Raw genomic sequence first — 24,887 nt, 5'->3', positions numbered from 1 at the left:
CTGATCCCCCTCTTTTCGAATTGTGAATATAAACATATAGTTATAAATAAATATAAAGAGATAGCAGTCAGATTATTTTTGTTAAACAATTCACATATGAACTTTAAAAAACCAGACATTCCCTAAGCCTTTATACGAATGCTTATAGTTGCACTTATACAGCATAAGAAAGTTTATACTTTTGCTTATTCACTGATTAAAATGAAATAACTTGGCCATACCGGAAACTACTAAAACAAAAATGTTAGGTGATTTTCATATGTTAATAGAAATGAACGTGTTTTATCGCAGATGGTATGTCGCGTTTAGTAAAAGAACATGAATACTAGGCTTGGTGGATACTACATCCTATGTTGATCATACGTTACCTACTCAGGATTGATATAATTTTGTATCTGCCAAAAAGTGAATCTATTACATCACCTTTCACATTCATTCTAGTTGCCGAACTTACTTCTTATTTGACTGCTAATCTCGGGTTTTTAGTTCATCAAATTACAGTCCATTTGTATATCACTCCCCTTCTTTAGTTTTTATTATTTAATAAGTGAATACAAAAAAAAATTGACCTACATCAATTTTTACTCACAAACCATACTTTATAAATGTGAATGTCATTTTTTGTTCAAAAATGCAATTACTTCTTGAAAAATTGACCTACATCAATTATTTTTCAAAACGGTCTTATTATGCTAATGATACTGAACGGAAGGAGATACACTGCAAGAGATTAGACGTCTTGCAATTGTAATTTTATCTATCAAAATTGATGAAGAAGTGAGTATATGTTAATGAAAAGACTTGGGCAAACAAGAGGAGTTTTATTGAATTGTTTAAAAGATCTATCCAATGAAAAATTGAACCAAAAACCGAGTAAAAAAGAGTGGAGTATCTCACAAGTCATTTTTCATTTATATGCGATAGAAAAGGAAACAGTAAATTAATATAACAATCCTTAAATGTATCAACTAAGAAAGTAAAACGTAAAGATGTAACGTCTATTTTGAACCGTTTCAAAAAAATGAAAGCAACCAATGAACCACTTGAAATATTCCTTCCCCAAAAAATTTACTACAATTACTGGAAGAATCAAGATTTCAGTAATTACAAGCTTCTTTTAATGAAATACATAAAGATGCACTTATAGAAATGTCGGCTGTTCATCCTACATTTGGGGAAATTTGAAAGCTTAACAGACGATATTTTGCTTACATAAACAACGACATACCATACAAATAAATAAAAGAAATGAAGCAAAAAATAGTTAATCGAAATGGAAGGATAATAAATATGCTGGGACAAATTTAAATATACATCACGTTGGAAACTATCCCAACATGAAAAACAAAAAAGCAATGAAAGAAGTACCATAAATATGAATAAAAAGTCGGTCTACGTAGTGCATACGTTAGCTAATCCTTTCAAGCACATACCGATATTCTATTTTGGATTATGCAGATTGATTTGAAAACATGCAGTCGAGCATTTACGTGGATCCTTAGTTGAATTATAAGTTGCCAATGTATGTACACACCCTACTTTATCGCTATTCCAGGTTTCAAAGATGCAATTTTTCAATCACGATACGATGTATATTTGCTCTGTTCATGAAATGCTGGATTAACTAAATAAATGGTCAACTGCATCCAAAAGACAATACGCATAGAGCAACTTGACGATGGGAAAAATGCTAAATCTACTCGATAGAATGCAAATAATGATAAAAATATTTAGACAACCTTGCTTATCACAACACGTAGGTTATAAGTCTTTTTGTTTGGCTGTTTTCTGAATGATTGTTGTTTTTGTACAAACATATAAACAGCGTAACAAGAGCATGATATAAATAAGTTGAAACATATTACTAGCAAAGGAAAAACACGGAGATGCGTGCGGGAAAGCGAATACGCTAAGCCCCCAAGTGAGCGTTCTTTACGAGCGAGGAGGCTTAGCGCAAGCCCGTGAAAACCGTAGTGATTACCAAATCGATTTTCAGAGCGGTTGTATACTATGTTGCAGTTTATATCAATTGCATAGGACAATAAACAACAAAACTTACGTAATAAGTCTTTTGTCTTATCCAAAATCAATCACTGATGGAGAGATAGTATGAAAATCCAAACAGCTGCTGAACTTATGGAGCAATTTATAGAGAATGGTACATATTATGAGAAAAAATATGTGGAGACCCAGTTAAAGAATGATAAGAAGGCATTAAGAAATATTTTAATAGATAGTGATATAAAACGTCACGAATACAAAAGCTTAAATATGGTTGCCAAATTTGTCCCTAGAATGATTTATGAATGGGACGAAAAGGGAATAATCGAATATCTTATGGATTATTTGATACCAGATGTTTATATCGATTGTTTAACAGTTGATCATAAAGAATTATCTTCCATTAAGAACTGGAATGAAATGAGTAAGCCATTTCGTCAAAAGGCTAGCTATTATATCAAATTAAATTTTAATAATACTGGTAAAAATTTGTTAAAGCTAGACTTGGAGGATAATCAAACGAAAGATGAACAGGAATTGCTGACGGAAATAAAAGCTTTACAAGAAAAGAACATAGCTTTAGCTAACGACTTTAACATGCTAAAAGGTAAAATGATTCAGTGCAATCAATTAAATGAAAAACGTAAATTATCTTATAAGTACGGATCAGTCTCCCTGGTGGCAAATAAACCAACATATGATCTTCACCGTTTATTGGATGTATTTGGAGAATCACTTTTTTTAGACTATGGTCACGTTAACAAGCAACGACTACTTGATCTTGTACTGAAAGGGTTTATTCATAAGAAAGATATAGAAGGATTTCGAACATTAAAGGATATTCGTTTAGACTTTGTCGTCATGTCAATAGAAGCAGAACAACGTATGTTTGAGGGAATGAATAGAAGAAATAGGTATATACAAAACAACGGGAGGTAATAAAGTGAAACATCAATCAGTTGGGATTTTCTTTCATCCCAATCATCCCCCACCAAAACTTCTGTGATTTCTTGCATTTTTGAGGTGGACGTCTTACTGCCAGTAACATGCGGGATAAAGTTAGTACCATTTTAACTGTACCTTCTTTAAATATATTTCTTAAGTTTCGCACTTAAAAACATCAATTCTTGACTAATGGACATTTATTTACTATCTGATATGAATCAAAATTATGATTCATTTAGTGTATTATTTCCTAATGTATTTAACTTGACGATCACTTTAAGGGGACATTTGAGCGATGAAAGTCTGAAATAACCATTAATTAAAGCAGCTCAATATATTGGAGTTAGCTTAAACCTTTTCAGAAGTTGTAAAAAATGGGATTACCGATAATTTAGATTAACGGAGTAAAACTAGTAAAGAAACAGGATATTGATGAGTTTTTAAGTTACTATAAAAAAGTGATACTTGAAAACAGGCTCTAATCCTTGTGGTTTGTAACAAAGCTAACAAAAAAGGAGCTTGCGTTTTTTTAATCAACAAATTTTCTTAAACTCCAACATATATTGTAGAACCCTTTTTTACGCTCATTTTTCTATACTCCAACAAATAGTTTAGAGCCAAAAAAGATAATCGATATAATTTCCTAGACAATCAAAAAAGCCATTCCTTATAAAATGTCCTATAGGGACATTTTATAAAAGAATGGCTTCTATTCTGTTAGTTTTATCTTACACGACGAACATGCCCTTTGAACGCTTTTTTCCAATAACTGTTAGACATGGACGCTACAGATAAACCATTATCTTGTGCACCAATAAACTGTCCGCCGCCAATATAAATACCTACATGCCCGTTCGTTTTATACGTATCGAAGAAAACGATATCTCCAGGTTGAATCTGGCTATACTTTACTTTTTGACCAGTTCCTGCTAACGCACCTGTGTTGGATGGAATCGAATATCCACCTTGAGCAAATGCCCAAGATACAAAACCGGAACAATCAAAGCCGCTTTCTGGAGATTTACCTCCCCATACGTACGGTTTTCCTAAATAAGGGTAACCAGCGTTAAGAACTGCGCTTAAACCGCCACCACCAGATGATTTAGGTTTTGAAGAATAGCGCTGTTTGCTGCTTTGGTTGTTGCTTTGTTTGCTAGCTACTGTCTGCAAATCTCCACCATTGGAATTATTATTTACAGAAGCTGCTGGTCTTGATTCTTCTGTAGTAGCTCGATTACTTGAAGTATCCGCATCGTCAATATTAGCTGCAATGTTTTGTCTTACTTCTGCTTCTAGTGCTGCCAAGTTACTATCTTTAACCTTTAGTTCGTCTTTTAGAGACACAAGTTCATCTTTTTTAGTTTGTAACTTATCTTTTTTCTTATCATTTTCTTGTTTTTGTTGAGCAATTGTGTCTTGCATACCTTTTAATTCTTTTTCCAACGCTTGTAATTCTTGTAAACTAGCTTGTACTTTTTCTTTCTTTTTCTCTACTTCTTTTTTATCTTTTTCTTGTTCTTCCATTAAATTAACATCTGCATCCGTTATTTTGTTGACAGCAGATACACGATTAATGAATTCTCCAAAGCTTTTAGAACCTAAGACTACTTCAAGGTAGCTGACATCTCCACCGCTTTCTTGGTAAGATACGGCACGTTCTTTAAGCTTGCTGTAACGCTTTTCAATTGCTTCTTCCAGCTTTTTAATTTCTGCTTCGAGTTTAGCCCTTTCTTGCTCTTTTTTAGCAATGTCACTTTTTGCTTTTTCCATTTGTTTATTATTTTCTTTCATCGCTTTATTTACTTGATTAATTTCTTTATTTAAGTCTTCTAGGTCTATTAAAATATCTGCAATTTTTGCTTCTGCGTCTGATAGATTTGCTTTAATTGCTTCACGATCATTTTGAATTTCAGTATGGCTCTTTACGTTACTTACTGGTTCAGCTTGTACTTGAGAATGGAAAAAAGCACTGCTAAAACCAACAACTGTTATCGTTGCTACAGTTACGATTGACTTTTTCAACATACTCCCCCACTTTTTTATATTCTACCACGCTTTATATGTATTTTTGCTTCATTCTATCGTGGCTATGTTTTTTATTATAATTAGTTATGTATATCTATCTTCTTAGGCAATTCGTATTATATCAATAAAAAATTGCAGGCGTATTATAGTAATGTTACAATTATATTTCAAAACAGACATAATCCTCTTTAAACCCTTAAAAGAAGCGTCCATTCGCTAATAAATGAACGCTTCTATTTTTCTGTGTTTATAGAAGAATATTGAAAATTCTACAACAATTTCAGTGTTTCTAATGCTTTTAAAATTCTATCTATACATGTTAAAGTAGATTCTCTACTATTATGACGTAAATTGTTCTTCTTCTGTTGATCCTTTTAAAGCAGCTGTTGAAAGCGCTCCTCCAGAAATGACTTGTGCTACCTCATCAAAATATCCCGTTCCAACTTCCCTTTGATGTCTTGTAGCAGTATACCCGTATTCTTCCATAGCAAATTCTGCTTGTTGTAATTCAGAATAAGCCTTCATACCCTCATCTTTATAATTTCTTGCCAGCTCAAACATGCTGTAATTCAACGCATGGAAGCCTGCTAATGTAACGAATTGGAATTTATAGCCCAGTTTAGCTATTCTTTCTTGAAAACTTGCAATCTCATCATCTGTTAATTTTCTCTTCCAATTAAATGACGGTGAACAGTTATAAGCTAACAACTTGTTTGGATATTTTGCATGAATTGCCTCAGCAAACTTCTTTGCTTCTTCATAGTTAGGCTCTGCAGTCTCACACCAAATTAAGTCTGCATATGGTGCGTACGCAAGGCCTCGAGCAATTGCCTGATCGATTCCTGCCTTCGTCTTAAAAAATCCTTCTGTTGTGCGCTCTCCCGTAATAAATGGTGCATCTTCCTCGTCAATATCACTCGTTATTAAATCAGCAGCATTGGCATCCGTTCTTGCAATAATAACGGTAGGTGTACCCATGACATCAGCCGCTAAACGAGCAGCTATTAAATTACGCACAGCTGTTTGCGTCGGAAGTAAAACTTTTCCACCTAAATGCCCACATTTTTTTTCCGAAGACAATTGATCCTCAAAATGTACACCAGACGCTCCTGCTTCAATCATAGCTTTCATTAATTCAAAAACATTCAACTGTCCGCCAAAGCCGGCTTCAGCATCTGCTACAATTGGTGCGAACCAATCTATTTCATTATTTCCTTCCGAATGATGGATCTGATCCGCTCTTTGTAAAGCTTGGTTAATTCGTTTGACTACATTTGGCACACTATTTACCGGATACAGACTCTGGTCAGGATACATTTGTCCGGCCAAATTTGCATCAGCCGCAACTTGCCAACCACTGAGGTATATAGCCTTCAAGCCTGCCTTAACTTGTTGAACAGCCTGATTACCTGTTAATGCCCCAAGTGCATGAATATAATCTTCCGTGTTGAGAAGATTCCATAATTTTTCTGCCCCTTTTTCCGCCAGTGTGTAAGTAATTTCCATCGATCCTCTTAATCGAATGACATCTTCTGCACGATATGGTCGTTCTACCCCTACCCAGCGTTGATCGTTTTCCCAAGCTTCTTTTAAATCTGCAACACGTTGATTTGTCATGTTTATCCCCCTATTAGTTTATATGAAATTCACCTATGATAAAGCCACCCTTTGTTATAACACATTTATTGTTGTTATATAACAACAAGGTCAAAAAATTAATCTTGCTTCTTTGAAAGACAATGATCACATTCTTGAATCATACTTTTCCCATCCATCTCCTTACCACAGTCAGGACATATAATCACATCCTTTGTCATTTCCATTTCCACCCCTCCTTTTATATAACAGTGTACCAATTAAATATTTTGTTATAATACAGTTTATGTTAAGATGACTAAAATTGCAACCCTTTTTTCAAGTTAGTTGAAAATTTTTTAAAGTTAGCGGAGAATAGATGAAGAAGTAACATAATTAAGGATATAACATCTAGGAGCTGAACTTGATTGAAACGTTCGTATTTTGTAGGGAGCAGAGTTGTTAAAACTGGAGTTGCCGTATTTTTAACTGCATGGATATGCGATATGTTAAAGGCACCAGCGGTCTTTGCTGTGATAACTGCAATCGTAACGATTGAACCGACCGTTTCTGACTCTATTCGGAAAGGCTTCATTCGTTTTCCTGCTTCAGCAATTGGTGCTGCATACTCGGTATTTTTTATTTACTTATTTGGCAATTCACCAATAACCTACGCTCTTGCTGCTACATTGACGATAGTGACTTGTTTTCGCCTTAAATTACATGCTGGTCTTTTAGTGGCAACACTTACAGCAGTCGCAATGATCGAAGTTATTCACAGCAATTATTTTATTTCATTTTTCATTCGCTTAGGAACTACTACAATTGGTCTGGTTGTTTCTACAATGGTCAATATGTTTGTCCTACCACCTGATTATACGGAAAATATATCTGAGAACATGATGGCTATTCGTAAACGGTTAGGGAAAATGATTAAAAATGTATTCTATTCCGTAACGGCGGATGATCCTCTAGTTAATTCATTGCGCCTTCAACCGACGAACAAAGTCTATAAAAAGATTCGACAAACAGAAACGCTAATCCGTTTTCAAAAAGATGAAGCAAAATATCATCCGTTAACAGATAATGAAAAGAAATTCTTTCAACGTGCAGAAAAACAGCTTATTTGTTTACGATTCATTCATTATCACATGGATAATATTATTAATATTACACTTCATAGCAATATGTGGGATGAACAAGAAAGAGAAGTTATTCGGCAGGTAACGGATGAGCTTATCGATTCATTACATAATCAAACGGCGATCGATCAAATATATGTAAGTAAACTGAGAGAAATGTACTGGCGAGAAAATGGTATTGCCAGTCGGAAACCTGATGCAGATATAGCTAATTTTCCTCCTGAACTGATCATTATCTATGAATTAATTTCTATTTGTCAATTGACAGAACGTCTGTTAAAACAATCTTCATAATTTCACTATTAAAGTGATCTTAACCATTTTCTACTGCTACAAGGAAGTAAACGAACAGCTAAAATTTTTTCTTGTTTTATAAAAATCAAGTTCCAGAAATGAAATTATAAAAAACGAGTACAGTTAATGTCTCGTTTTTTTGCTGTTAGGAGATTGTTCAAAAAAGTACGCTAAAAATGACACATCGAATTTCTTCGGACGTTAAAACGGATAAAATTTTAGCTTTGGAGTTCATTCAACGTAGTTAAAATTTTTTACGTTCTAAGTATACGTGCAACTAGGCTATGCTTCGCTTGCCGCTAGCCAAGTTTTCTTTATTGGCTTGTTTCTCGTTCTTTGAGCCTTTTTCCTGCATGCGTCTAGATCCCAGGAAACCTTACTCTTGTTCATGTATCTCACTGCATATACTCTAGCTACTCGAACTCGACAGGGACGTACTAGTGTCGGCGTTGCGACAGGACAAGAAAAGCTGCTTGAATCGGCATCGCACGCAGAAAAAGCGTTCTTCTTTTTCAAGGACAAGAAAAGCTTCTAGAATTGGCATCGCACGCAGATAAAGTGTACTTCTTTTTCAGGACATTGCGATCTTAGCTGACTTCGATCCTTTTTTTCCTAGTTTTTGAACCCGTACGATTACGTCCTCTTCGTTCTCAATCGACTAAATGGTGTTTAAAAGCATAAATAACTGCTTGCGTACGATCCTGCACCTCTAATTTTGCCAGTAAATTACTAACGTGAACTTTTACGGTTTTTAAAGATATAAATAATTGATCAGCAATTTCCTGATTTGTTTTCCCTTGTGCCAGTAATAATAATACTTCTTTTTCTCGGCCTGTTAACCGTTCATGTAATTGTTCCTGAGGGGAACGCATCCGATTCATCAGTTTACCAGTTACTTCCGGTTCTAAAACTGTTTGTCCTTCATAAGTAGCACGAATCGCTTTAGCTATTTCCTCCGCTTTGGACGTTTTTAGCATATAGCTGGTTGCTCCAGCTTCTAGAGCAGGATAAACTTTTTCATCATCCAAAAAACTTGTCACAATAATAATTTTTGCTTCCGGCCATTGTTCCATAATTAATCTAGTTGCCTCAATACCATCCATTTCTTTCATAACGAGATCCATTAGTATTATATCTGGCTTCAACTCCAAAGCAAGCTTGACAGCTTCTCCGCCATCATCAGCCTCAGCTATTACATGAATATCCGGTTGAGCAGATAAATATGAAGTAACTCCAATCCGCACCATTTCATGATCATCAGCAAATAAAACATTAATCATTTTTGTTCTCCTCTCTTCCCAAGTTTGGTACCTTTACTTCAATGCGTGTACCTTGCTTTGGGAGACTTACTACTTTATAGCTTCCCCCAACTTCATACGCACGTTCCCGCATATTTTGTAGCCCGTAAGATCCTGTCTTCAACTTCTCCATGTCAAACCCAATGCCATCATCCGTCGCCCGGAGAATAATATTTCCATCTCTTTCTACGAGCATAACATGCAAAGCGTTAGCTTTCGCATGACGAAGCGTATTCGATAATGCTTCTTGCAAAATTCGAAATAGCTGATCTTCTACCCCTTTATCTACAGAAAAGGCTTCAATATTCCAATCAATTTTCATTGGTACTTTTTGTGTTAATTCAAGCAATAACTCTTTTGTTCCCTCTTGCAAAGACTTTCCTTTTAATGCTACAGGTCGTAAATGTAAAAGCAATGCACGCATTTCCAATTGAGATTGCTGGATCATTTTTTCCACCATAAGCAGTTGTTTTTTTATCGTCTCATTTTTTGGCGGATTTGTTTCCGTAATTGTCGACATCATCATGGAAGCTGCAAATAACTGTTGACTTACTGAATCATGCAACTCCCTAGCTAACCTGTTTCTCTCTTGAACGACAATTTCTTGAAGACTTTTCTCTCTTTCTTCAGCCCTCTCTGTTGCCAAACGTTGGGCGTGTTCGGTCTGAATTCGGATTTTATTTTGAATTTGTTCCAAATACCGCTGAATTGACTCTAAGTCCTTCGGCGTTTCTAGTTCAAAGCTCAGCTTTTGACCTTTAATTATTTCTTCCATTTGCTTTTCTACATAATGTACTCGTTGCTTCCAGTAAAAACCAATTACGATCCCTGCTACTCCGCCAGCAACGATTGGAATAGCAAACAGGATCAATAAAAATGGAAAATCCTCCATCTTCTTTTCAATGATTATTGTCCATTCATCGATAAAGGCAGCAAAAGTAAAACCAGCAATAATAACAGTTAAGACAACACTATACATAATTGCAGTAAAAACATAGCGTAAAAACCAATTCATATTCGCTTCACCTCAATATCTCCAGATGCTAATGAGGTGATGATTTTTACACGAGGATATGTTTTATCATAGCCTTCTGTTTGATAAAGTAATGTTTGATTCATTAGCTTGTCATGATATTTTCCGAGGATTAACGCCCGACCAATAATTGAGCTGTGCTGAATACTAATTTCTACTTCATAAGGAACATAAATCTCGATATTACCAACGAGATGCCTAATCGATATAACAGCCGTATCATTTGGTAAAACTGTATTGCTAAGGTCAATCACCCGATCGCCAAATGCTCCATGTATATTAATATCACGCCACTCATAAGCTATTTCATCCGTACGCTGATCAGCAAACAATCGATGGTAAAACAACGGTCGTTTGCTAACTAGTTCCTCTTTTTCTTCTTGAAACCCCGATAATTCCGGCTTTATCCATTTTGCTTCTTTTTTTGATTTGGAGTAATTAATAATAAATATAACAATTGCCGCAATCACCAAAAAACGGACTGCCAGCATATTCAAAACAGAAAAAACGACGCCAACGATTCCACCCCAAAATGCTAGCTTCCCCCAAAGCTTCGAAAATCGCTGTCGTCCTATATAAATGAGCAATGCAAAAAATAATGCAGGAATGATCATACCACCTTGAAAAAAGGTAAGCTCAATAATAAAGAGGATTACTCCTACGATAAATATCCAATTTAAAGTATCTGTTGATAGTTGTTTAAACATGAAGTAACCCCCTTTGAATCGAGTATGTATAAAGTGAAACTTTCATGAGTGGGGGTTTTCTTTCATCCCTACTCATGGTTAGTACCTTAAAGGTATGACCTAAGGCCCTTGAACCAATCGGACATTTATTGCAAGTCTCCTCCGTCTAGGCTTCTTGATTCCTCTTACTCTTCTAGGTGGAGGTCTTACTGCCAGTTAGATATGAAATAAAAATTGATCGGTAAATCAACACTTGTAAGGTGTGGTTAAACAAAGAAGTGCAAGGTTTTAGGTCTGGTCGATTTTTACTGCATGCTGCGCTGCCTAATCAGTTTTACTGCTTATCGTTTTTATCTTTACATATACGGATCACTTGAAATTTTTAGAAAGGCTTGGCTTATCGCCAAGTCTTTAGCAAAAGCTGTAGTTTTTCTTATACTTTAAAGCCTAATTTAAACTTTCCTATAGTAGAAACAAAAACAAGCGCAAATGACTGCGCCTGTATAGTATACCATGTTTTTATTTTTCTAAGAAGCGCCGGAAAAACAGGCTATGCATCGAACTATTTCAGCCTTCTCTTAAGCTGCTAACCTTATTTAGCTGTTCCTTTAAACATGATGTTATTTAAAACTGTTCCTTTGCATCCATCTTTTTCTCCAGCTTAGCAATTTTATGATCAAAGGTACTGCGGTAATAGGAATTATTTACTCTATGTTCCAGGCCCTCAATGTATCTTTCCATTTCAGTAAATTTAGAAAATGGTTTATCTGATGATTCATCAATTACACGATTGATCTGATGATTGGCACGTGCTACATTTTCACGTCCCATTAATTCCATTCTACGTAAATGCATGTCCTTTAACTTATGCTTCATATTTTCATATTTTTGTTCTAATACCTCTAGTGCTTCAGCTGCTTCATCATAAGAAGCTTTCATGCGCTCTGCACGTGCTATATATTCCTGATGTTCTCTAAGCGCAAATTCATGTAGCTGTTCTTCTCCTGCTTGCTCGGCAATTTCCGCTTGCTTCGTCCGCTTTTCTGCTAAATTCTTTGCTAACTGGTATTCTTTAAAAAATTCTTCTTTTAGTTTATATTGGCGTTCTACAAGTTGACGTACTTTTTCTTTTTCCTGTTCACTCTGCCTAAGATAATGATTTAATGCAGCGATTGGATTTTTTTGTTCTTTTTGATCTAGTGCATAGTGAAGATCACTTACAATGGATTCTTTTATTCGGGTAAATATATTGGTCATATATGATCGCTCCTTATCGATTATTAAATTCTGCCCATTGGCGCTCAAAATTTGTGAATGGGTCATCATCGTCAATATGCTGAACAACAGGGTTCTTATCGGTTTTTTTCCAGTTTTTATAAATAAGGTACAGTGCTAACAACGCCACAACACCCATTAAGGCAAACACATTTGAAATAGTGAAGCTTAGCACAATAAGCCCTAACATTACCCAGCCAATCTTACCAGCTGTTGAATCACTTTTCATAAACTGTTTAAAGATCACGTAAAGCAGCCAAATTCCAACAACAAAAAATACCATTGGACCTAAATTGGCTAATAATACAATCAAAGCTGTTAATCCTGCTAGAAATAGTAGAAACTTTTTCAATCGCGTTTCCTCCTTCCTTTAGCTTACTTCTATCATATAGTTCATTCTACTTTTCCGTAATGAACTGTAGCCATATTTTACTCTAGTACTTAAGATGTAGGGAGTTGATATTTGGGACAAAAAAGAAATGAGTAACGTTTAGACTGCTAATTCAGGTAATGAAAAATCGAATAATATTTTAATTAGAAGGAAATTTGCGGACAATAAAGGAAGAGAGCCAATAAAATTTAAGAGAAAGAAACTACATTACATATTGTAAGCTATTGCGCCTTAGATGCGAGATAATGGAACTATGACGACAGGAGCCAATGGATTATCGTAGGAAAGAGATCGAAGTTGACTACAGCTTAAACACGTAAGCTGGATGAAGTTGCTTTCACAAAAGCGAATAGAAAAACCTTCTCTACAAGCTGAAAGCAGCAAATTAATGCTGCTTTCTTCGTTTGATAAATAGATATACAATAAGTACCATCCCTATTCCTAAACCAATATAAACGACGGTTGAATATAAATCCATGAATTTCAAAATATCAGTCCATGATTCTCCAAGTTGAACGCCAATTAAAATAAGTATTGTGTTCCAAAATAAGGTACCTGCAACAGTAAATAATAAGAACATGGCAAAATTCATGTTCGACATCCCCGCTGGAATCGAGATCAAACTTCTTACTAAAGGAACCAATCGACAAATAAATACCGTCCAATAACCATACTTGTCAAACCAAGCATCCGCTCTTTTAATATCTTGTTTTTTTATACGCAAGATATGACCATAACGATCAATCATTTTTTCTAATTGTTCTACATCAAGAAGTAAACCAATCCCAAACAAAATAATTGCACCAAGTACAGATCCTACCGTTGCTGCAGCAATCACACCAAGTACTGTTATATTCGTAGTGGTCGTTAGAAAACCTCCAAAGGGTAGAACAATTTCTGAAGGGATGGGGGGGAATACATTCTCTAAAGCCATCATTAGAAACACCCCAATATAACCCAGTTCTTCCATCATCGATGTTACCCAATTTTGCATTGATATCTCTCCCAACCTGAACAGTAAATTAAAGACATGTTTGAGCGATTAATTGATAGGAATTTTTTCTAATCTCATAATCAGGTATATTTGTAAGAATCATGATTTCATCTGCTTGATATATTGCTTGTAACGCCTGTAGCTGCTCATATACTTGTAATGGATTACCAAAAATAAATGGAGTTTTTAGTTTTTCAGGTAACGCTCCATCTTTATTAGAAACATTGGATTCCATAGTTCTTTGTGTGGCTGTGGAGTAATGCTCCTCCGCTTCTTCCAACTCTATATTTTCAAATAAAGCTATTTCCGTAAGTTTTTTTGCCTGTTCATAAGTTTCTGCACATATCACTGATACTGCGACGATGACTTTTCCTTTTGCCTGTTGTCTATACTGTTTAACAATCGCTGGACCGTCCTTCTCTGTCATAAAATGCCCAAACACATAGGACATATCTTTTTCTGCAGCTAACTTAGCACTTTTTTCACTTGTGCCTAATAGCCAAAGATCAGGCGGAGAATTAGGAACAGGAGTAGGAGCGATCTTTGCATAAAGATGATCCTTGGCAAATGTTTGTTTAAAAAATGCAAGCAATTCATCTATATCAGCAGAAACGTTTCGTACATTTTTTAAAAAATTTCCCGATAAAGCTATTGTAGCTTCTGCTGATCCGCCTGGAGCTCTGCCTATCCCAACATCGATTCTCCTTGGATACAGCGTTGCTAATAAATTATATCTTTCGGCGATATGAAACGGTCGATAGTGAGGCAATAAAACAGCACCAGCGCCAATCTTAATTTTTTCTGTTCGACTCCCGATTAAGCCAAGAATAATGTCGGGAGCAGGACAGGCAAATCTTTTCATATCATGATGTTCAGCAACCCAATAACGTGCAAAACCAAGTTGATCAGCCATTTCAGCTAAATCTAATGAAGCCTTGATTGCTTCTTTAGCCGAAGCCCCTTTAAATACTGGCACTTGATCTAAAATACTTAGCTTCAACTGCTTCCCTCCTAAACATAGACAACCTCTATTTTAGTGTATACACTATTTGTGTCAATTAGAAACAAAAATCAATTGTTGATAGAGGTTATTCGAAAAGAATGTACAAATCACACATCGAACTGCGGACTTGTTTCTGCGTTCCTTGGAAAAGAAAAGATTTTTTCCTGCATGTGAAGAGAGGCTTAGGGAAGCAATACGAGTGCTAAAAGATCTTTTACTAAAAATGCCCACGTCTTGTGGGCATTTTAGAAGTCAGTACGTCCTGTACAAGCGCGCTACTCGAAACTACACCACCTCGAACTTCGGCTCGACAGGCGTGCTAGTATCGGTGTTGCAATAAGATGGAAAGCTGCTGCAGCGACACGTCGTACGCAGAAAAGTCGCTTTTCTTTTCAAGGACAGATTATACTTCGACTGCGACACATCGCACGAAGAAAAAGTAGAATGCTTTTTCAAAGACACATGAGATCCTATGACCTCAGTCTTTTTTATCTCTTTTTGTACACGCACTTATTTGTCATTTCTCTGAGCGATTTGATCAACTATTTTTTCTGCAGCTCTTCGATAATAATTACTCATATTAACAAAGGAAGCAACTAATAAAAATTCTTGCAAATAATCTGTATTATTACTATCCAATGTTTCAATGTGTTGTTCTACATCTTCTACTAATTGTTTAATTTCTGACCTTAGCTGCTTCATACTATCATCGGCAAGTTGTACATAGCTTTCATATAGTTTTGCTAAATCAAATTTATCCTCCACGATCATCTTGTTTAGCTTGTACAGCGTTGTTTTTACATCATTAATTGACAGCGCGCCTTTTAATTGATAAATCATAGAAATAAGCATTAAATGATCTTTTGTATATTTTTTATTTTTTATGGGAAAGAACAATTTACCTTTCGCATAATTATTAATCATCGTTTTAGTTAGAACTTTTTCATCATCATCTCGCTTTAATATTCCAAATTTACTTTCAAACAGTTGTATAACTTGATCCATATATAAATCCAAATTAGGAATTTCTTCTATTGGAAGCTGACTATGTAATTGCAGATTATTTAAATATTCATTTACGTTTTTCATATACAACCCTCAATCTTTTTGTCTATAATCAATAAATTTATTATACGTGAGATAAAAATGGAAGTAAACCTTGACTACATAGCAAAATGCATATATTATTGTTATATAGTTTTCAAAACTACATAACATTGTAAAGGTGTTGATTGAATGGGCGTATATATTCGTGAACCAATTAATGGGCTAACTCATTTATTTGGTGCCATATTATCATTTATCGGGTTACTCGCATTAGTAATAAAAGCAACTGCAACTACAGATTCTGCACTTTCTATTGCTGCAGTCATCATTTTCGGTGTTAGTATGACTTTACTTTATTCTGCATCCGCAACATATCACATGGTCATAGCTAGGGATCGTGTAATCGGATTTTTAAGACGAATAGACCATTCAATGATCTATGTATTAATTGCAGGAACATACACTCCTTTTTGTCTCATTAGCTTAAAGGGAACACTTGGCTGGACATTATTTGCCATTGTAAGCTTATTAGCCGTGTTAGGGATTGTATTTAAGTTAGTGTGGTTTCATTGTCCACGATGGTTATCAACAGCTCTATACATTGGTATGGGGTGGATCGTTGTATTCTTTAGTTCGTCCCTTGCACCGGTAATTAATACTGGTGGAATGGTATTTTTAGTAATAGGTGGTGTTATTTATACGATTGGCGGAATTATCTATTGGTTAAAGCCAAAAGCGCTCGATTTTAAACATATGGGTTTTCATGAGATATTTCATCTATTTATTTTGGCAGGAAGCTTATTTCACTTTATTACAGTTTACGCATATGTATTGTAGACAGATTCTTTTATTTTAGAAAAACTTGGCTTATCACCAAGTCTTTATGACGAAAGCTATCGTTTTTCTTATACGATAAAGTGAAACTTCATTCAGAAGGAGTTTGCTTCCCTCTCCTACTGAATGTTAGTACCACAAGGGTATGACCTAAAGGCCCTTGAACCAATCGGGCATTTAGGTGCCGTTTTTTGCCACTTAGACTCTTTTGTATCAATTCAGGACTTGAAGCAGGAGTCTTACGGCACCTTACATGCGGGATAAAGCCTAAAGTTTTATACTTTCCTATAGTGGAAAAAAGGACTTTGATTCGTTTAATATCAAAGTCCTTTTGTTATTCAAGTAAGGTTATCACACCTCAGGATGAAAGGTGAAAGCCCCATTCTGTATGCTTAAAGAACATTTTGGAAACTCGGTTTCTAACGTCTAAGAAAAGACCAATAGCTATTCAAAAATGAGCAGGGGTAACAAAAGTATCCCCACTCTTGTTTTTGCTTTATTGCTGTGGACTTGAAGGATTTGAAATATTTGATAATGCTTCTCCGGCTTCATTTTGTAATTGATCATCTACAGCTAAGTCACCTAAAGCTACCATACCGACAATTTTCCCATTTTCAACAATTGGTAATCGGCGAATTTGTTGTTGTGCCATTAGCTCTGCTGCTTGATGAATATCCATATCAGGTGTACCGTGCACGATTTGCTGGGCAGTCATCACTTCGGATACGGGAGTTTGTGCTGCTTCCCCTTGAGCAGTGGATCGAAGCGTTATATCGCGATCCGTTATCATCCCAACCATATTTTCACTATTATCTACTACAGGTAAAGCACCGATATTATGCTCACTCATCAAAGCAGCTGCCTCTTGAATAGATTGAGACTCATTTACTGTATACACATCATTTGTCATGTAGTTTCGTATTTGTTGATTCATTAAAAATAACCTCCTTTTTTTTAGGATGTGTCATTTGACTATTTTTATGATGAATAAGTAACAAAACGAAGTCGTATGCTGGGAATTTATCCTTTAAAAAAGTACAATCAACACTAAAATTTTATACTGAACTCCATTTTTATTGCACACAAAAAAACACCTTCCAGGGATGCTTTCCCCATAATAGAAGGTGATTGAGTTAATGTTAAAAATTCTATTTTTTAAAGAAAGTCGTAATTAGCGGGCTGACTTGACCATATAATCTTCCCACTTGAGAAGCAACTTCTGTCATCTTATTAAAGTCAAGTTGACCATCTTGATCTCGAAATGATGATAGTAAATTAGCTGTGACAGAAGATTGCTGTTGCGGATTTTGTGGAGGTCTCCCTATCCATGTAGGTGGACGGCGGGAGCCTTGTCTTGGTTGCTGATTTCTAGGTCTATTTGGAAACATTTCATCACCTCTCATTCCGTGCTTCTTACAGTTTATGAGCAAGTAATTACATGCTGTGAATAGACGTTTTTCTTATTTATTAATTAAAACCATTAGCCGTTGGTTGTCATTCCTAACCATAAATGAATTTAACAGCCATCAACCTACATGGATAGCACAGTTCAAGCGGTTCATATTTTACTGTCTTATGATTTATTATCTCACGCTATCCGAGGCTCCGGTTTTCCGGATTGTCGCGTCTACCTTTACATTAATTTTACTTTTAGAAAAATAATTCGTTCCTACATCCCAATTATCTTTTATTTCCTTCCAAACTTTATAATGGCGTTCAAACAAGACATCTCCAATGCCAATAAAGTCTACTTTTAAATCCTTTTGAGCTACTTCGATCGTCTTTTCCGTAAGCTCTTTCACCCGCTCTTCTGTGGCCTTCTCTACTTTTTTAAAAAAAGAAGCCGTTAAAATATCTGAAAAGCCATGCTCCTCTGCTATATTTCCTTCCACACTTATCGAAATTTCTACTTCTATATTGTTTTTATCAGCTTTTAAAACTTTAATATCAGGATTCCCATCAAATAGTTCAACAACAACAGTATGCCCATCAATGTTCACATTAATTGGGGCAATTTGTTGTGGTTCCGTTAGAAAACTTAGCCCAGCAGTTTCATCATCTGATAATGAAGCGACCATTTTATCATCCAGAGCGTGGATGACAGCGGCATCCTTATATTTTAATTTTTTAGAGCTTACAATTTCAACTTCCGGTACAGTATAGCTCCGATCGTTCAGCATTAATTCTTGCAGCTGTCCAACATGTATATGTTTTAAAGAACTAGCGTTTTTATAATTACTTTCCATAAGGGAATCAATAAAGAGAGCAGGAACTTTTTCATCTACAGGCATAACCTCCAAAACATCCTTTGCTTTATCGTTCTTTGCAATAGCTACTTTCATTCCTCTACGCATCTCATGATCTCTTATATAAACATCTATAATTTTTGAAAAAAGTTGGGGCTCTCTGACAATTTCCTCTGAGACGATAACGACTTTCATATGTTGAAAGAAGGGAGTCTCACTAGATAAAATGGCCATTTCTCGGATAATTTCAAAAATGCTTTCTCCTCTTACTGTTACATTTTTATAAGCTGTTGGTTCTCCTCCCCCACCTTGACTTGGATTTTCCAATCCAGTTGGTATGACGAATTGATTCGTAACTTCAAGTTCATAAGTACCATCTGTTTTTTTGTCTACAAGGTCTACTGCTGAACCAACAACAAATCCTCTTTTTTCAATTTCTACCCTGTCCCAACAAGCAGTTAAAAATAGAAGAAAGAAAATACAAATAAATGCTCTTTTTAAATTATTTTTCAATTATGTTCATCCTTCAATAAACTTCTTTTGTATACAACTTTTTCTTTCTTCTTTTTCCCTATCTTACTCGTTTTTATACGTACAACATCTAGCATAAAGACAAACTTTTTACAGGTAAAATTTAAAAAAACAAACTGAAAAACATGAGTTTTTCCATCAGTTCCCTAAATATTAGAAACGAAAGAAGGAAAATGCTAGCCTCTTTAAATTAGAAAAACTGGGCTTTTCACCAAGGCCTTTAGCGAAAGCTGTAGTTTTTCTAATACTATAAACCCTAAAATTTTATACTTTCCTATAGTATAAAAAGTAATTTCTTAGTTATTATAGATCAACAATCGAGAAGCCAAGCAAGATAATTGCCGACAGCCATCATTTAAAAAAATAAAATAAGTTGAAACGAAGCTTAGGCGTAGTAAAAAAGAGCAAAAAAAAGGCATAAGCAAATTTCCTATGCTTATGCCTTTTTTCTTTAGCTAATAACATGTTCGTTTTGTTAGATGAATAGCTATGTAAATAGGAGATTTACGACCCTTAAAAATCTAAACAACTTAATAGATACGTTGGAATCGATATTATGCGTTATCAATCAGGAAATAAACGATATAAAGATCGTATCAATAAACGTGGAAATAAGAAACTGCGAAAAAAATATTTTATGATTTTTTCCATGATTATTACGAAAAAAAGGAAAAAACCTATCGTTGATTATTTTGACAAATTGAAAAAACAACCTCAGAGGAAACCTCATAAGGTTGCGGTGATAGCTTGTATAAATAAGTTCTTGAAAGTGGCAACTCACCTTATTTTACACGCCATACTATATGTAGAAGACGTATTATTTACACTTCTTAAATATTCAGTTTATGGATATAACTTTAAAATTTTTGGATGAATCCAATGTAACAGAAAACTTTTCTTGTTTATTATTGGTGACATGTCCTTTTAAATATATTTCATGTGAGGCATATTCTCCTGAAGAACTTACTTCGTCTACTGTAACCTCAAGATTCTTTTCTTTTTTAAAGTAATCAACAGTAGTTTGTATAGCTTTTTCTTTTGTTTTTGGCCAATTTTTAGCATTGAATTCATCTGTTGAACCATGGTCTCCAATAACAAATATCCAAGCTATAAATATAAGTGACAAGCTACTGCAAATTAAAATTAATGCAACCATTGTGTTTTTCTTCATTATCAGTGACCTACCTTACTAACTTTTATTTTGCTTTTGATTCAAACACCTTAGCTTTTTTTATTTAAGGAATAGTCTTAATCCCATCTGTATTATTATAACAAATGTTGTTATGGTACAGCCATCTTAAAATGTTGAACTAAGCATCGACTGCTTTAAAGATTTTTCATAATAATACCCGCTTTGCATAACTCCCTGTATACTCCTCGTACTTTCCATCACTATATTGTTCTGATTTCAAGTAAGTTTTAGTTTCTAAAATCATGGACAAACTAAAAATACAGGAAGCTTATAACTTCCAAATCCCACCTTGGAAGCCCCTCAACCAACAAGGGGCTTATTTTATTATCTCAATTTATTAAGCAACCGTGAATTTTGTGCAGCAGTACCACGATAATTCTTTATACCGTGCTTAGCTGCTAGTTTTTTACGGTTACTAAAGCTTGAATCTACATCAATGCTTTCAAGTAATCCGCTAATGAATTAGTTTTCATATCCCCTTTACTGTTTTTTATAATTTTCCGTGTTTCCTGCATTTCATTGCTTAAACCTCTAAAGTCACCACGCATGGAGTTAATTTGTTCAAATAAATCCTTATTGGTGTACCAAGGTCTTTGCTCACTTATATTCAACCTCCTGTTTATGGGCATGAAAAAAGCACCTCGTTTGAGATGCTCTTTAAGTTAAAAATATTAATAAAAATACTATTCCATCCCTAATTGCACAAAGGTTAGGACACAGTGATATCTCAACTACCCTAAATATATAGCCATTTATATCCACAAGCACAGAAAAAGAAGACGTCCTTCAAGTGGAAGACGACTTCAAGCCAGCAAAAAATTATTGAGTTTAAAAATGCTTAGTTTTGCATTAGGCAAAAATAATTTCTTACCAAGATTCTTGCCAAGCTTTTTAAATCCCTGTCGCATCAATGTTTATAAACATTTGATGGAGACGGTGGGAGTCACTTAGTTGGTTAAAGTTATATTTCATTAATGCTCATAATTGTTGATGGTTAAACATTGTTTCTATTGTGTTTAAAGAAAATAAACAAGTACTTTTACTGGTTTGTTACCACAAAAAAAGAGAAGGCATAACAACCTTCTCTAGTTTATTCACTTAGTATTCTCTCTTTCTCTCGTTGGAACTCAACCTCAGTTAACACACCTTGCTCTTTTAATTTTGCTATTTTTTCAAGCTGCACATATTTATCTGCAGAACTAGTTTGCGTTTGCTCAAATTCTTCTTGTGTAAAAGTAAAACGAGATAATTTCTCAAGTGTTTTACTATCGCATTTTATGATAAGCATTATTTTCTTTTGGGTTTCTTTATTAAGCAGGAATAATGCCGCAGTTGATTTGTCCTTTCCTGCTTGATCCCCAAGCCCTGCTGCTAATGCTCCAGTTTTTCCCCACAACATGCTTCCTGCAAAAGTCCAGCCGGCTACATCTAAAGCACTCTTCTTGATGTTTTCAGTTCTTTCAAATTTTATGAAAGTAAATACCTCATCCTGGAGCTTGCCATTTACTATAAATTGGACTTCCCCTGCATTGAATTGAAGCATCTCATAACGGCGACCCGAATAACCCAAGTCGTTCGCACCGTTAAGTATTTGCAGTTTCACCTTTTGGCTTCTTGCTACCAATTCTATCAGTTTCTTTTTTTCTTCGTATTCCTTATAAATCCGCTGCTTTTTTTCTTCATATTTTTTATCAGTTTGTTCTCTGGCTTCTGCATTACTTTTTCTATAATCCTCTTTCATTTGTTTCTTGCTTATAGCAAACTTCTCGTCAGCCTGCTTTTTTTCTTTTCGGAAGTCTTCAATGATTTTTTTCGAACCTTCTTTGTGATCTCTTTTTATTTTTTCTGACTCTTCATTTAAATACTTTTTATTTTTTTTGGTATTGTCTTTAAAATCCGTATTAGTTTCTACTAAACCTTTTTTAGAATCTGCCTTAGTCTCTTCTACATTTTTTTAAAATCTACCTTAGTTTTTTTAAAATCTTCTTTAGCTTTAATAGTACCCTCTTTAAACTGCTGTTTTATTCCAGATAACTCTTTTTTGAAATCCGAGAATAACCCCATAATTTCCCTCCGTTGTTTTTTACCGTTATTACTCATATCTTATTAATAATAATATTTTTTGTAAACTAGCACTGTGTTCCCCATAGAAAAAAGCCTACCCGGAGTAGGCAATCATAGTTAATTTTTTATTAAAAACATCGTATACGCCATCTTGTCTATAGGCTTGCAATTTCTAAATCAATCTTTTCGTTTATTGAATCCTGTAATGCTCTTTTCAGAACCTCGATTAAATCTCTGCCATCGCTTGTAACAAAGTAATTCGATAAATCAGTTATTTCAGAACTAATATTATCTTTCCATGGAGGCTTTTTAGATAAATCTTCAATATCCCATATTACTTTATCAGGGCCGTAATGCTTTAATTGTTTTTGGATAGAATTAAGTTCTTCCAAAGCTTTTGGTGCATCCTTCCAACTTAGTTTACCTTGATATAATTTCTTTAGAAGATATGGATACTTAGTTCCCCAACCCTCTGGCTCTAAATGAAAGCTAATTGTTGAAAAAAATGAATGCAAAAAGTCGCCATGTCCAATCTGATACCACAAGAAATCTATTCTAAAACCAACTGCCATTTAAATCACCTCATAAATTGAACCTTAATATTTTCACCTGATTTTTCCCTAATCGAGTCTCTAATTTTTCGAAGAACATCATTTGAAACATGTTATCCTCTGACATCAATAGTAACTGTTTGTGTTGTACCCCTCGGTAAATCATCGATTCTTTTATTTACCTGTTTAACGACATTATTTATTAATCTACTTCTGCCACTAGATGAGGTTACATTATAATTCTTTACTTCAATGCTCTTTTTAGTCGAATAAAAGTCTGGTCGTGAACTTCCTGAGGTGCCGTATGGAACTTCTTTCCCTTTCTTAAAAGCTTTTTGTTCTTCATAATCTGGATAGTTTGTACCCACATCTTTTTCAGATTGTCTCCAACTAGGCCTTTTTCCATCAATATCCCTTGCTCTTTTCGCTGTATGTTTACCTTTATTCGCAAATTTAAACGCACCTTCGCCAGCTTTAGCTAGCTTGAAAACTTTTCCCACTGGAATAATAGAAGCTCCCGCCCATATTCTTTCACCTACAGAGGCTTCTGAATCAAGAACAGTATTCACATCATCTAAAATAACAAAGTCTAAGGCCTTTTTGGAAACTTTTAAGCCAGCTTTTCCAGTCTTATATCCTGCTAAACCTACATGTAAACCTGCTTTAACAATCCCATCAGTAGTCTTTTCTAACCAGCTTTTTTCCGGCTCCTTTGGCTTGTGTCGATCAGCTGGAATCGTACGAACTAGTTCATAGTTTATACCTGTTTCTGATTTAAACTTCCTTACAATTCTCCATCAGCTAAAGTGTAATAGACTCCTTGCCGTTACGCCCTTGTAATCCGAAACCTTTTCTTTTGAAATAACGAGATGCTCGATGGTTGAAAACTCACTTGCAGTTAAACTATCCCCCGTTGCTGCTAGGGTGGCATGCATAGCCCGATAGCTGAAATCCATTGTTTTCAGTCCAAAATGTTTCTGCAAATAGTTAATCGGAATCGCTGCTAGTGGGATAAACTTCGAAAATAAACGTTTGCCGAGCTCTCCCATAATTACTTCTAAGTCTATGGCATTTTTTCCAGCCTTTTTCATGAGACATTGCATCAGCTGCTGATGAATCTTTTGATCAACTATCTTTCTTGCTTGGTACGTTGCATTATTTATTTGACCACTATTTCCAAGCTCCCTAATTCGACTTTCATAGTTTTTCATGGTATGGATATCTTGCTCCACGGGCTCTAGCTTAGCTGTATTGTGCCGATCAAATAGATAAAGCTTTTCAATAGTCTTGTGTGTCATTTTCTTTGCGTGTTGTACTTTGTCCAGGAACTCTCCATCATCTAAATCCCTAACATCAATAATATCCCTGACCGATCGAAGAACAACATTTACTTCATCGGTTAACATCATTGCCATATGTTCCGCCCGTTTAAGTCCTCCTTGAACACCATCGGCAAGAAAGTCCTCTCGAATAACTCCATTGCTGTCCGGTTTCAGTTCATTAATAGACTTTTTTATCTCTCGTAACGTATCCAAGTAATTTGCGATGAATCCCTCTAGGAACAACAGAAACGGCTGGTGTCCCTTTTTGTAAAATGTTCGAATAGAATTGGCTGTCTTCCCTTTAAAAGCTTCCTCTAAGGCGGTAATGCCTTCTATGCTTTTCTGGATGTTTTTAATTTGTGTATGTATTTTTCTAGTTGCGCTAATGTTTTGTCGATAAAGCTATGACATTCCCCTACATAAAGCGCCTTGATTGAC

General features: G+C 35.1%; 22 protein-coding genes and 3 pseudogenes. 6 read left to right on the top strand and 19 right to left on the bottom strand.

The annotated features are described in order from the left end of the window. Positions 1-791: 791 nt before the first annotated feature. Both BN1066_RS14125 and BN1066_RS14120 read left to right on the top strand, forming a co-directional pair. Positions 792-926: pseudogene (locus tag BN1066_RS14125) on the top strand (DinB family protein); the annotation flags it as partial. A 1,183-nt stretch (positions 927-2,109) separates the two neighbouring features. Beyond that, positions 2,110-2,940, top strand: a complete 831-nt coding sequence (locus BN1066_RS14120; RefSeq protein WP_077320102.1) for a hypothetical protein — start codon at positions 2,110-2,112, stop codon at positions 2,938-2,940. Between the two features lie 729 nt (positions 2,941-3,669). Here the strand turns inward: BN1066_RS14120 and BN1066_RS14115 are convergent. Together BN1066_RS14115 and aceA are read right to left on the bottom strand one after the other, a co-directional pair. Then, positions 3,670-4,971 (bottom strand): C40 family peptidase, encoded by a 1,302-nt coding sequence (locus BN1066_RS14115; RefSeq protein WP_077320101.1) that lies wholly within the window; start codon positions 4,969-4,971, stop codon positions 3,670-3,672. A 339-nt stretch (positions 4,972-5,310) separates the two neighbouring features. Beyond that, positions 5,311-6,588: an isocitrate lyase gene (gene aceA / locus BN1066_RS14110; RefSeq protein ID WP_077320100.1), complete on the bottom strand. Its 1,278-nt coding sequence runs from the start codon at positions 6,586-6,588 to the stop codon at positions 5,311-5,313. A 386-nt stretch (positions 6,589-6,974) separates the two neighbouring features. Here aceA and BN1066_RS14105 point away from each other — a divergent pair, with 386 nt between their 5' ends. Next, positions 6,975-7,982: an aromatic acid exporter family protein gene (locus tag BN1066_RS14105; protein ID WP_077320099.1), complete on the top strand. Its 1,008-nt coding sequence runs from the start codon at positions 6,975-6,977 to the stop codon at positions 7,980-7,982. A 650-nt stretch (positions 7,983-8,632) separates the two neighbouring features. Here the strand turns inward: BN1066_RS14105 and BN1066_RS14100 are convergent. From BN1066_RS14100 to BN1066_RS14065, 8 genes are all read right to left on the bottom strand, one after another. Further along, the gene (locus BN1066_RS14100; protein WP_077320098.1) at positions 8,633-9,262 is read right to left on the bottom strand and encodes a response regulator; all 630 of its coding nucleotides are present in this window, start codon (positions 9,260-9,262) and stop codon (positions 8,633-8,635) included. After that, positions 9,255-10,295 (bottom strand): sensor histidine kinase, encoded by a 1,041-nt coding sequence (locus tag BN1066_RS14095; RefSeq protein ID WP_077320097.1) that lies wholly within the window; start codon positions 10,293-10,295, stop codon positions 9,255-9,257. The genes BN1066_RS14100 and BN1066_RS14095 overlap by 8 nt, the downstream gene beginning before the upstream one ends. Further along, entirely contained in the window at positions 10,292-11,020 is a 729-nt protein-coding gene (gene liaF, locus BN1066_RS14090; protein ID WP_077320096.1) for a cell wall-active antibiotics response protein LiaF, read from the bottom strand. Before liaF ends, BN1066_RS14095 begins: the two co-directional genes overlap by 4 nt. A gap of 603 nt (positions 11,021-11,623) precedes the next feature. Next, positions 11,624-12,256 (bottom strand): PspA/IM30 family protein, encoded by a 633-nt coding sequence (locus tag BN1066_RS14085; protein WP_077320095.1) that lies wholly within the window; start codon positions 12,254-12,256, stop codon positions 11,624-11,626. 13 nt (positions 12,257-12,269) lie between these two features. Then, a complete protein-coding gene (locus BN1066_RS14080) occupies positions 12,270-12,626 on the bottom strand; it encodes a lmo0954 family membrane protein (protein WP_077320094.1) in 357 nt (118 codons plus the stop codon). Between the two features lie 424 nt (positions 12,627-13,050). Then, positions 13,051-13,659 carry a DedA family protein gene (locus BN1066_RS14075; RefSeq protein WP_077320093.1) on the bottom strand — a complete coding sequence of 203 codons (609 nt, stop codon included), beginning with the start codon at positions 13,657-13,659 and terminating at the stop codon, positions 13,051-13,053. Between the two features lie 28 nt (positions 13,660-13,687). After that, complete coding sequence (locus tag BN1066_RS14070) at positions 13,688-14,659, bottom strand: MsnO8 family LLM class oxidoreductase (RefSeq protein WP_077320092.1); 972 nt, start codon at positions 14,657-14,659, stop codon at positions 13,688-13,690. Between the two features lie 513 nt (positions 14,660-15,172). Beyond that, positions 15,173-15,751, bottom strand: coding sequence for a DUF1836 domain-containing protein (locus tag BN1066_RS14065; protein ID WP_077320091.1), 579 nt, complete (start codon positions 15,749-15,751; stop codon positions 15,173-15,175). 147 nt (positions 15,752-15,898) lie between these two features. On the opposite strand from BN1066_RS14065, the gene trhA reads away from it, so the two are divergent. After that, positions 15,899-16,546: a PAQR family membrane homeostasis protein TrhA gene (trhA, locus tag BN1066_RS14060; RefSeq protein WP_077320090.1), complete on the top strand. Its 648-nt coding sequence runs from the start codon at positions 15,899-15,901 to the stop codon at positions 16,544-16,546. A 493-nt stretch (positions 16,547-17,039) separates the two neighbouring features. On the opposite strand, the gene BN1066_RS14055 is transcribed toward trhA, so the two are convergent. The 3 genes from BN1066_RS14055 to BN1066_RS14045 all read right to left on the bottom strand — a co-directional run bounded on the left by BN1066_RS14055 (position 17,040) and on the right by BN1066_RS14045 (position 19,302). After that, positions 17,040-17,477 (bottom strand): CBS domain-containing protein, encoded by a 438-nt coding sequence (locus BN1066_RS14055; protein ID WP_077320089.1) that lies wholly within the window; start codon positions 17,475-17,477, stop codon positions 17,040-17,042. A 214-nt stretch (positions 17,478-17,691) separates the two neighbouring features. Next, positions 17,692-17,931: a YppG family protein gene (locus BN1066_RS14050; RefSeq protein ID WP_179104404.1), complete on the bottom strand. Its 240-nt coding sequence runs from the start codon at positions 17,929-17,931 to the stop codon at positions 17,692-17,694. Positions 17,932-18,126: 195 nt separating this feature from the next. Continuing rightward, on the bottom strand, positions 18,127-19,302 hold the full coding sequence (locus BN1066_RS14045; protein ID WP_077320087.1) for a Ger(x)C family spore germination protein: 1,176 nt from the start codon (positions 19,300-19,302) through the stop codon (positions 18,127-18,129). A gap of 550 nt (positions 19,303-19,852) precedes the next feature. On the opposite strand from BN1066_RS14045, the pseudogene BN1066_RS14040 reads away from it, so the two are divergent. Then, a pseudogene (locus BN1066_RS14040) lies at positions 19,853-20,194 on the top strand (transposase); the annotation flags it as partial. Here BN1066_RS14040 and BN1066_RS14035 read toward each other — a convergent pair. Both BN1066_RS14035 and BN1066_RS20325 read right to left on the bottom strand, forming a co-directional pair. After that, positions 20,159-20,491, bottom strand: coding sequence for a hypothetical protein (locus BN1066_RS14035; RefSeq protein ID WP_077320085.1), 333 nt, complete (start codon positions 20,489-20,491; stop codon positions 20,159-20,161). The pseudogene BN1066_RS14040 and the gene BN1066_RS14035 sit on opposite strands and share 36 nt — an antisense overlap. A 449-nt stretch (positions 20,492-20,940) precedes the next feature. After that, complete coding sequence (locus BN1066_RS20325) at positions 20,941-21,123, bottom strand: hypothetical protein (protein WP_077320084.1); 183 nt, start codon at positions 21,121-21,123, stop codon at positions 20,941-20,943. Positions 21,124-21,182: 59 nt separating this feature from the next. On the opposite strand from BN1066_RS20325, the pseudogene BN1066_RS20895 reads away from it, so the two are divergent. Further along, positions 21,183-21,354: pseudogene (locus BN1066_RS20895) on the top strand (site-specific integrase); the annotation flags it as partial. A 248-nt stretch (positions 21,355-21,602) separates the two neighbouring features. Here the strand turns inward: BN1066_RS20895 and BN1066_RS20470 are convergent. From BN1066_RS20470 to BN1066_RS14010, 4 genes are all read right to left on the bottom strand, one after another. After that, positions 21,603-22,253, bottom strand: coding sequence for a hypothetical protein (locus BN1066_RS20470; protein ID WP_077320083.1), 651 nt, complete (start codon positions 22,251-22,253; stop codon positions 21,603-21,605). Positions 22,254-22,731: 478 nt separating this feature from the next. Continuing rightward, entirely contained in the window at positions 22,732-23,148 is a 417-nt protein-coding gene (locus BN1066_RS14020) for an immunity 70 family protein (protein WP_077320082.1), read from the bottom strand. A 92-nt stretch (positions 23,149-23,240) separates the two neighbouring features. Then, complete coding sequence (locus BN1066_RS14015) at positions 23,241-23,627, bottom strand: hypothetical protein (protein ID WP_245799794.1); 387 nt, start codon at positions 23,625-23,627, stop codon at positions 23,241-23,243. A 297-nt stretch (positions 23,628-23,924) separates the two neighbouring features. Continuing rightward, entirely contained in the window at positions 23,925-24,836 is a 912-nt protein-coding gene (locus BN1066_RS14010) for a T7SS effector LXG polymorphic toxin (RefSeq protein ID WP_077320081.1), read from the bottom strand. Positions 24,837-24,887 lie beyond the last annotated feature (51 nt).

Source organism: Virgibacillus proomii (assembly GCF_900162615.1).
GTDB lineage: Bacteria > Bacillota > Bacilli > Bacillales > Amphibacillaceae > Virgibacillus > Virgibacillus proomii.
Note: the sequence above shows the minus strand (reverse complement) of the source record. Positions and strands in the feature narration are given on the sequence as shown.

What these genes read in the sequence shown, in the direction of transcription:
- BN1066_RS14120 (WP_077320102.1), top strand. Translation starts at nt 2,110, where the DNA reads ATGAAAATCCAAACAGCTGCTGAACTTATGGAGCAATTTATAGAGAAT.
- BN1066_RS14115 (WP_077320101.1), bottom strand. Translation starts at nt 4,971, where the DNA reads ATGTTGAAAAAGTCAATCGTAACTGTAGCAACGATAACAGTTGTTGGT.
- aceA (WP_077320100.1), bottom strand. Translation starts at nt 6,588, where the DNA reads ATGACAAATCAACGTGTTGCAGATTTAAAAGAAGCTTGGGAAAACGAT.
- BN1066_RS14100 (WP_077320098.1), bottom strand. Translation starts at nt 9,262, where the DNA reads ATGATTAATGTTTTATTTGCTGATGATCATGAAATGGTGCGGATTGGA.
- BN1066_RS14095 (WP_077320097.1), bottom strand. Translation starts at nt 10,295, where the DNA reads ATGAATTGGTTTTTACGCTATGTTTTTACTGCAATTATGTATAGTGTT.
- liaF (WP_077320096.1), bottom strand. Translation starts at nt 11,020, where the DNA reads ATGTTTAAACAACTATCAACAGATACTTTAAATTGGATATTTATCGTA.
- BN1066_RS14085 (WP_077320095.1), bottom strand. Translation starts at nt 12,256, where the DNA reads ATGACCAATATATTTACCCGAATAAAAGAATCCATTGTAAGTGATCTT.
- BN1066_RS14075 (WP_077320093.1), bottom strand. Translation starts at nt 13,659, where the DNA reads ATGCAAAATTGGGTAACATCGATGATGGAAGAACTGGGTTATATTGGG.
- BN1066_RS14065 (WP_077320091.1), bottom strand. Translation starts at nt 15,751, where the DNA reads ATGAAAAACGTAAATGAATATTTAAATAATCTGCAATTACATAGTCAG.
- trhA (WP_077320090.1), top strand. Translation starts at nt 15,899, where the DNA reads ATGGGCGTATATATTCGTGAACCAATTAATGGGCTAACTCATTTATTT.
- BN1066_RS14055 (WP_077320089.1), bottom strand. Translation starts at nt 17,477, where the DNA reads ATGAATCAACAAATACGAAACTACATGACAAATGATGTGTATACAGTA.
- BN1066_RS14050 (WP_179104404.1), bottom strand. Translation starts at nt 17,931, where the DNA reads ATGTTTCCAAATAGACCTAGAAATCAGCAACCAAGACAAGGCTCCCGC.
- BN1066_RS14035 (WP_077320085.1), bottom strand. Translation starts at nt 20,491, where the DNA reads ATGAAGAAAAACACAATGGTTGCATTAATTTTAATTTGCAGTAGCTTG.
- BN1066_RS20470 (WP_077320083.1), bottom strand. Translation starts at nt 22,253, where the DNA reads ATGAAAGAGGATTATAGAAAAAGTAATGCAGAAGCCAGAGAACAAACT.
- BN1066_RS14020 (WP_077320082.1), bottom strand. Translation starts at nt 23,148, where the DNA reads ATGGCAGTTGGTTTTAGAATAGATTTCTTGTGGTATCAGATTGGACAT.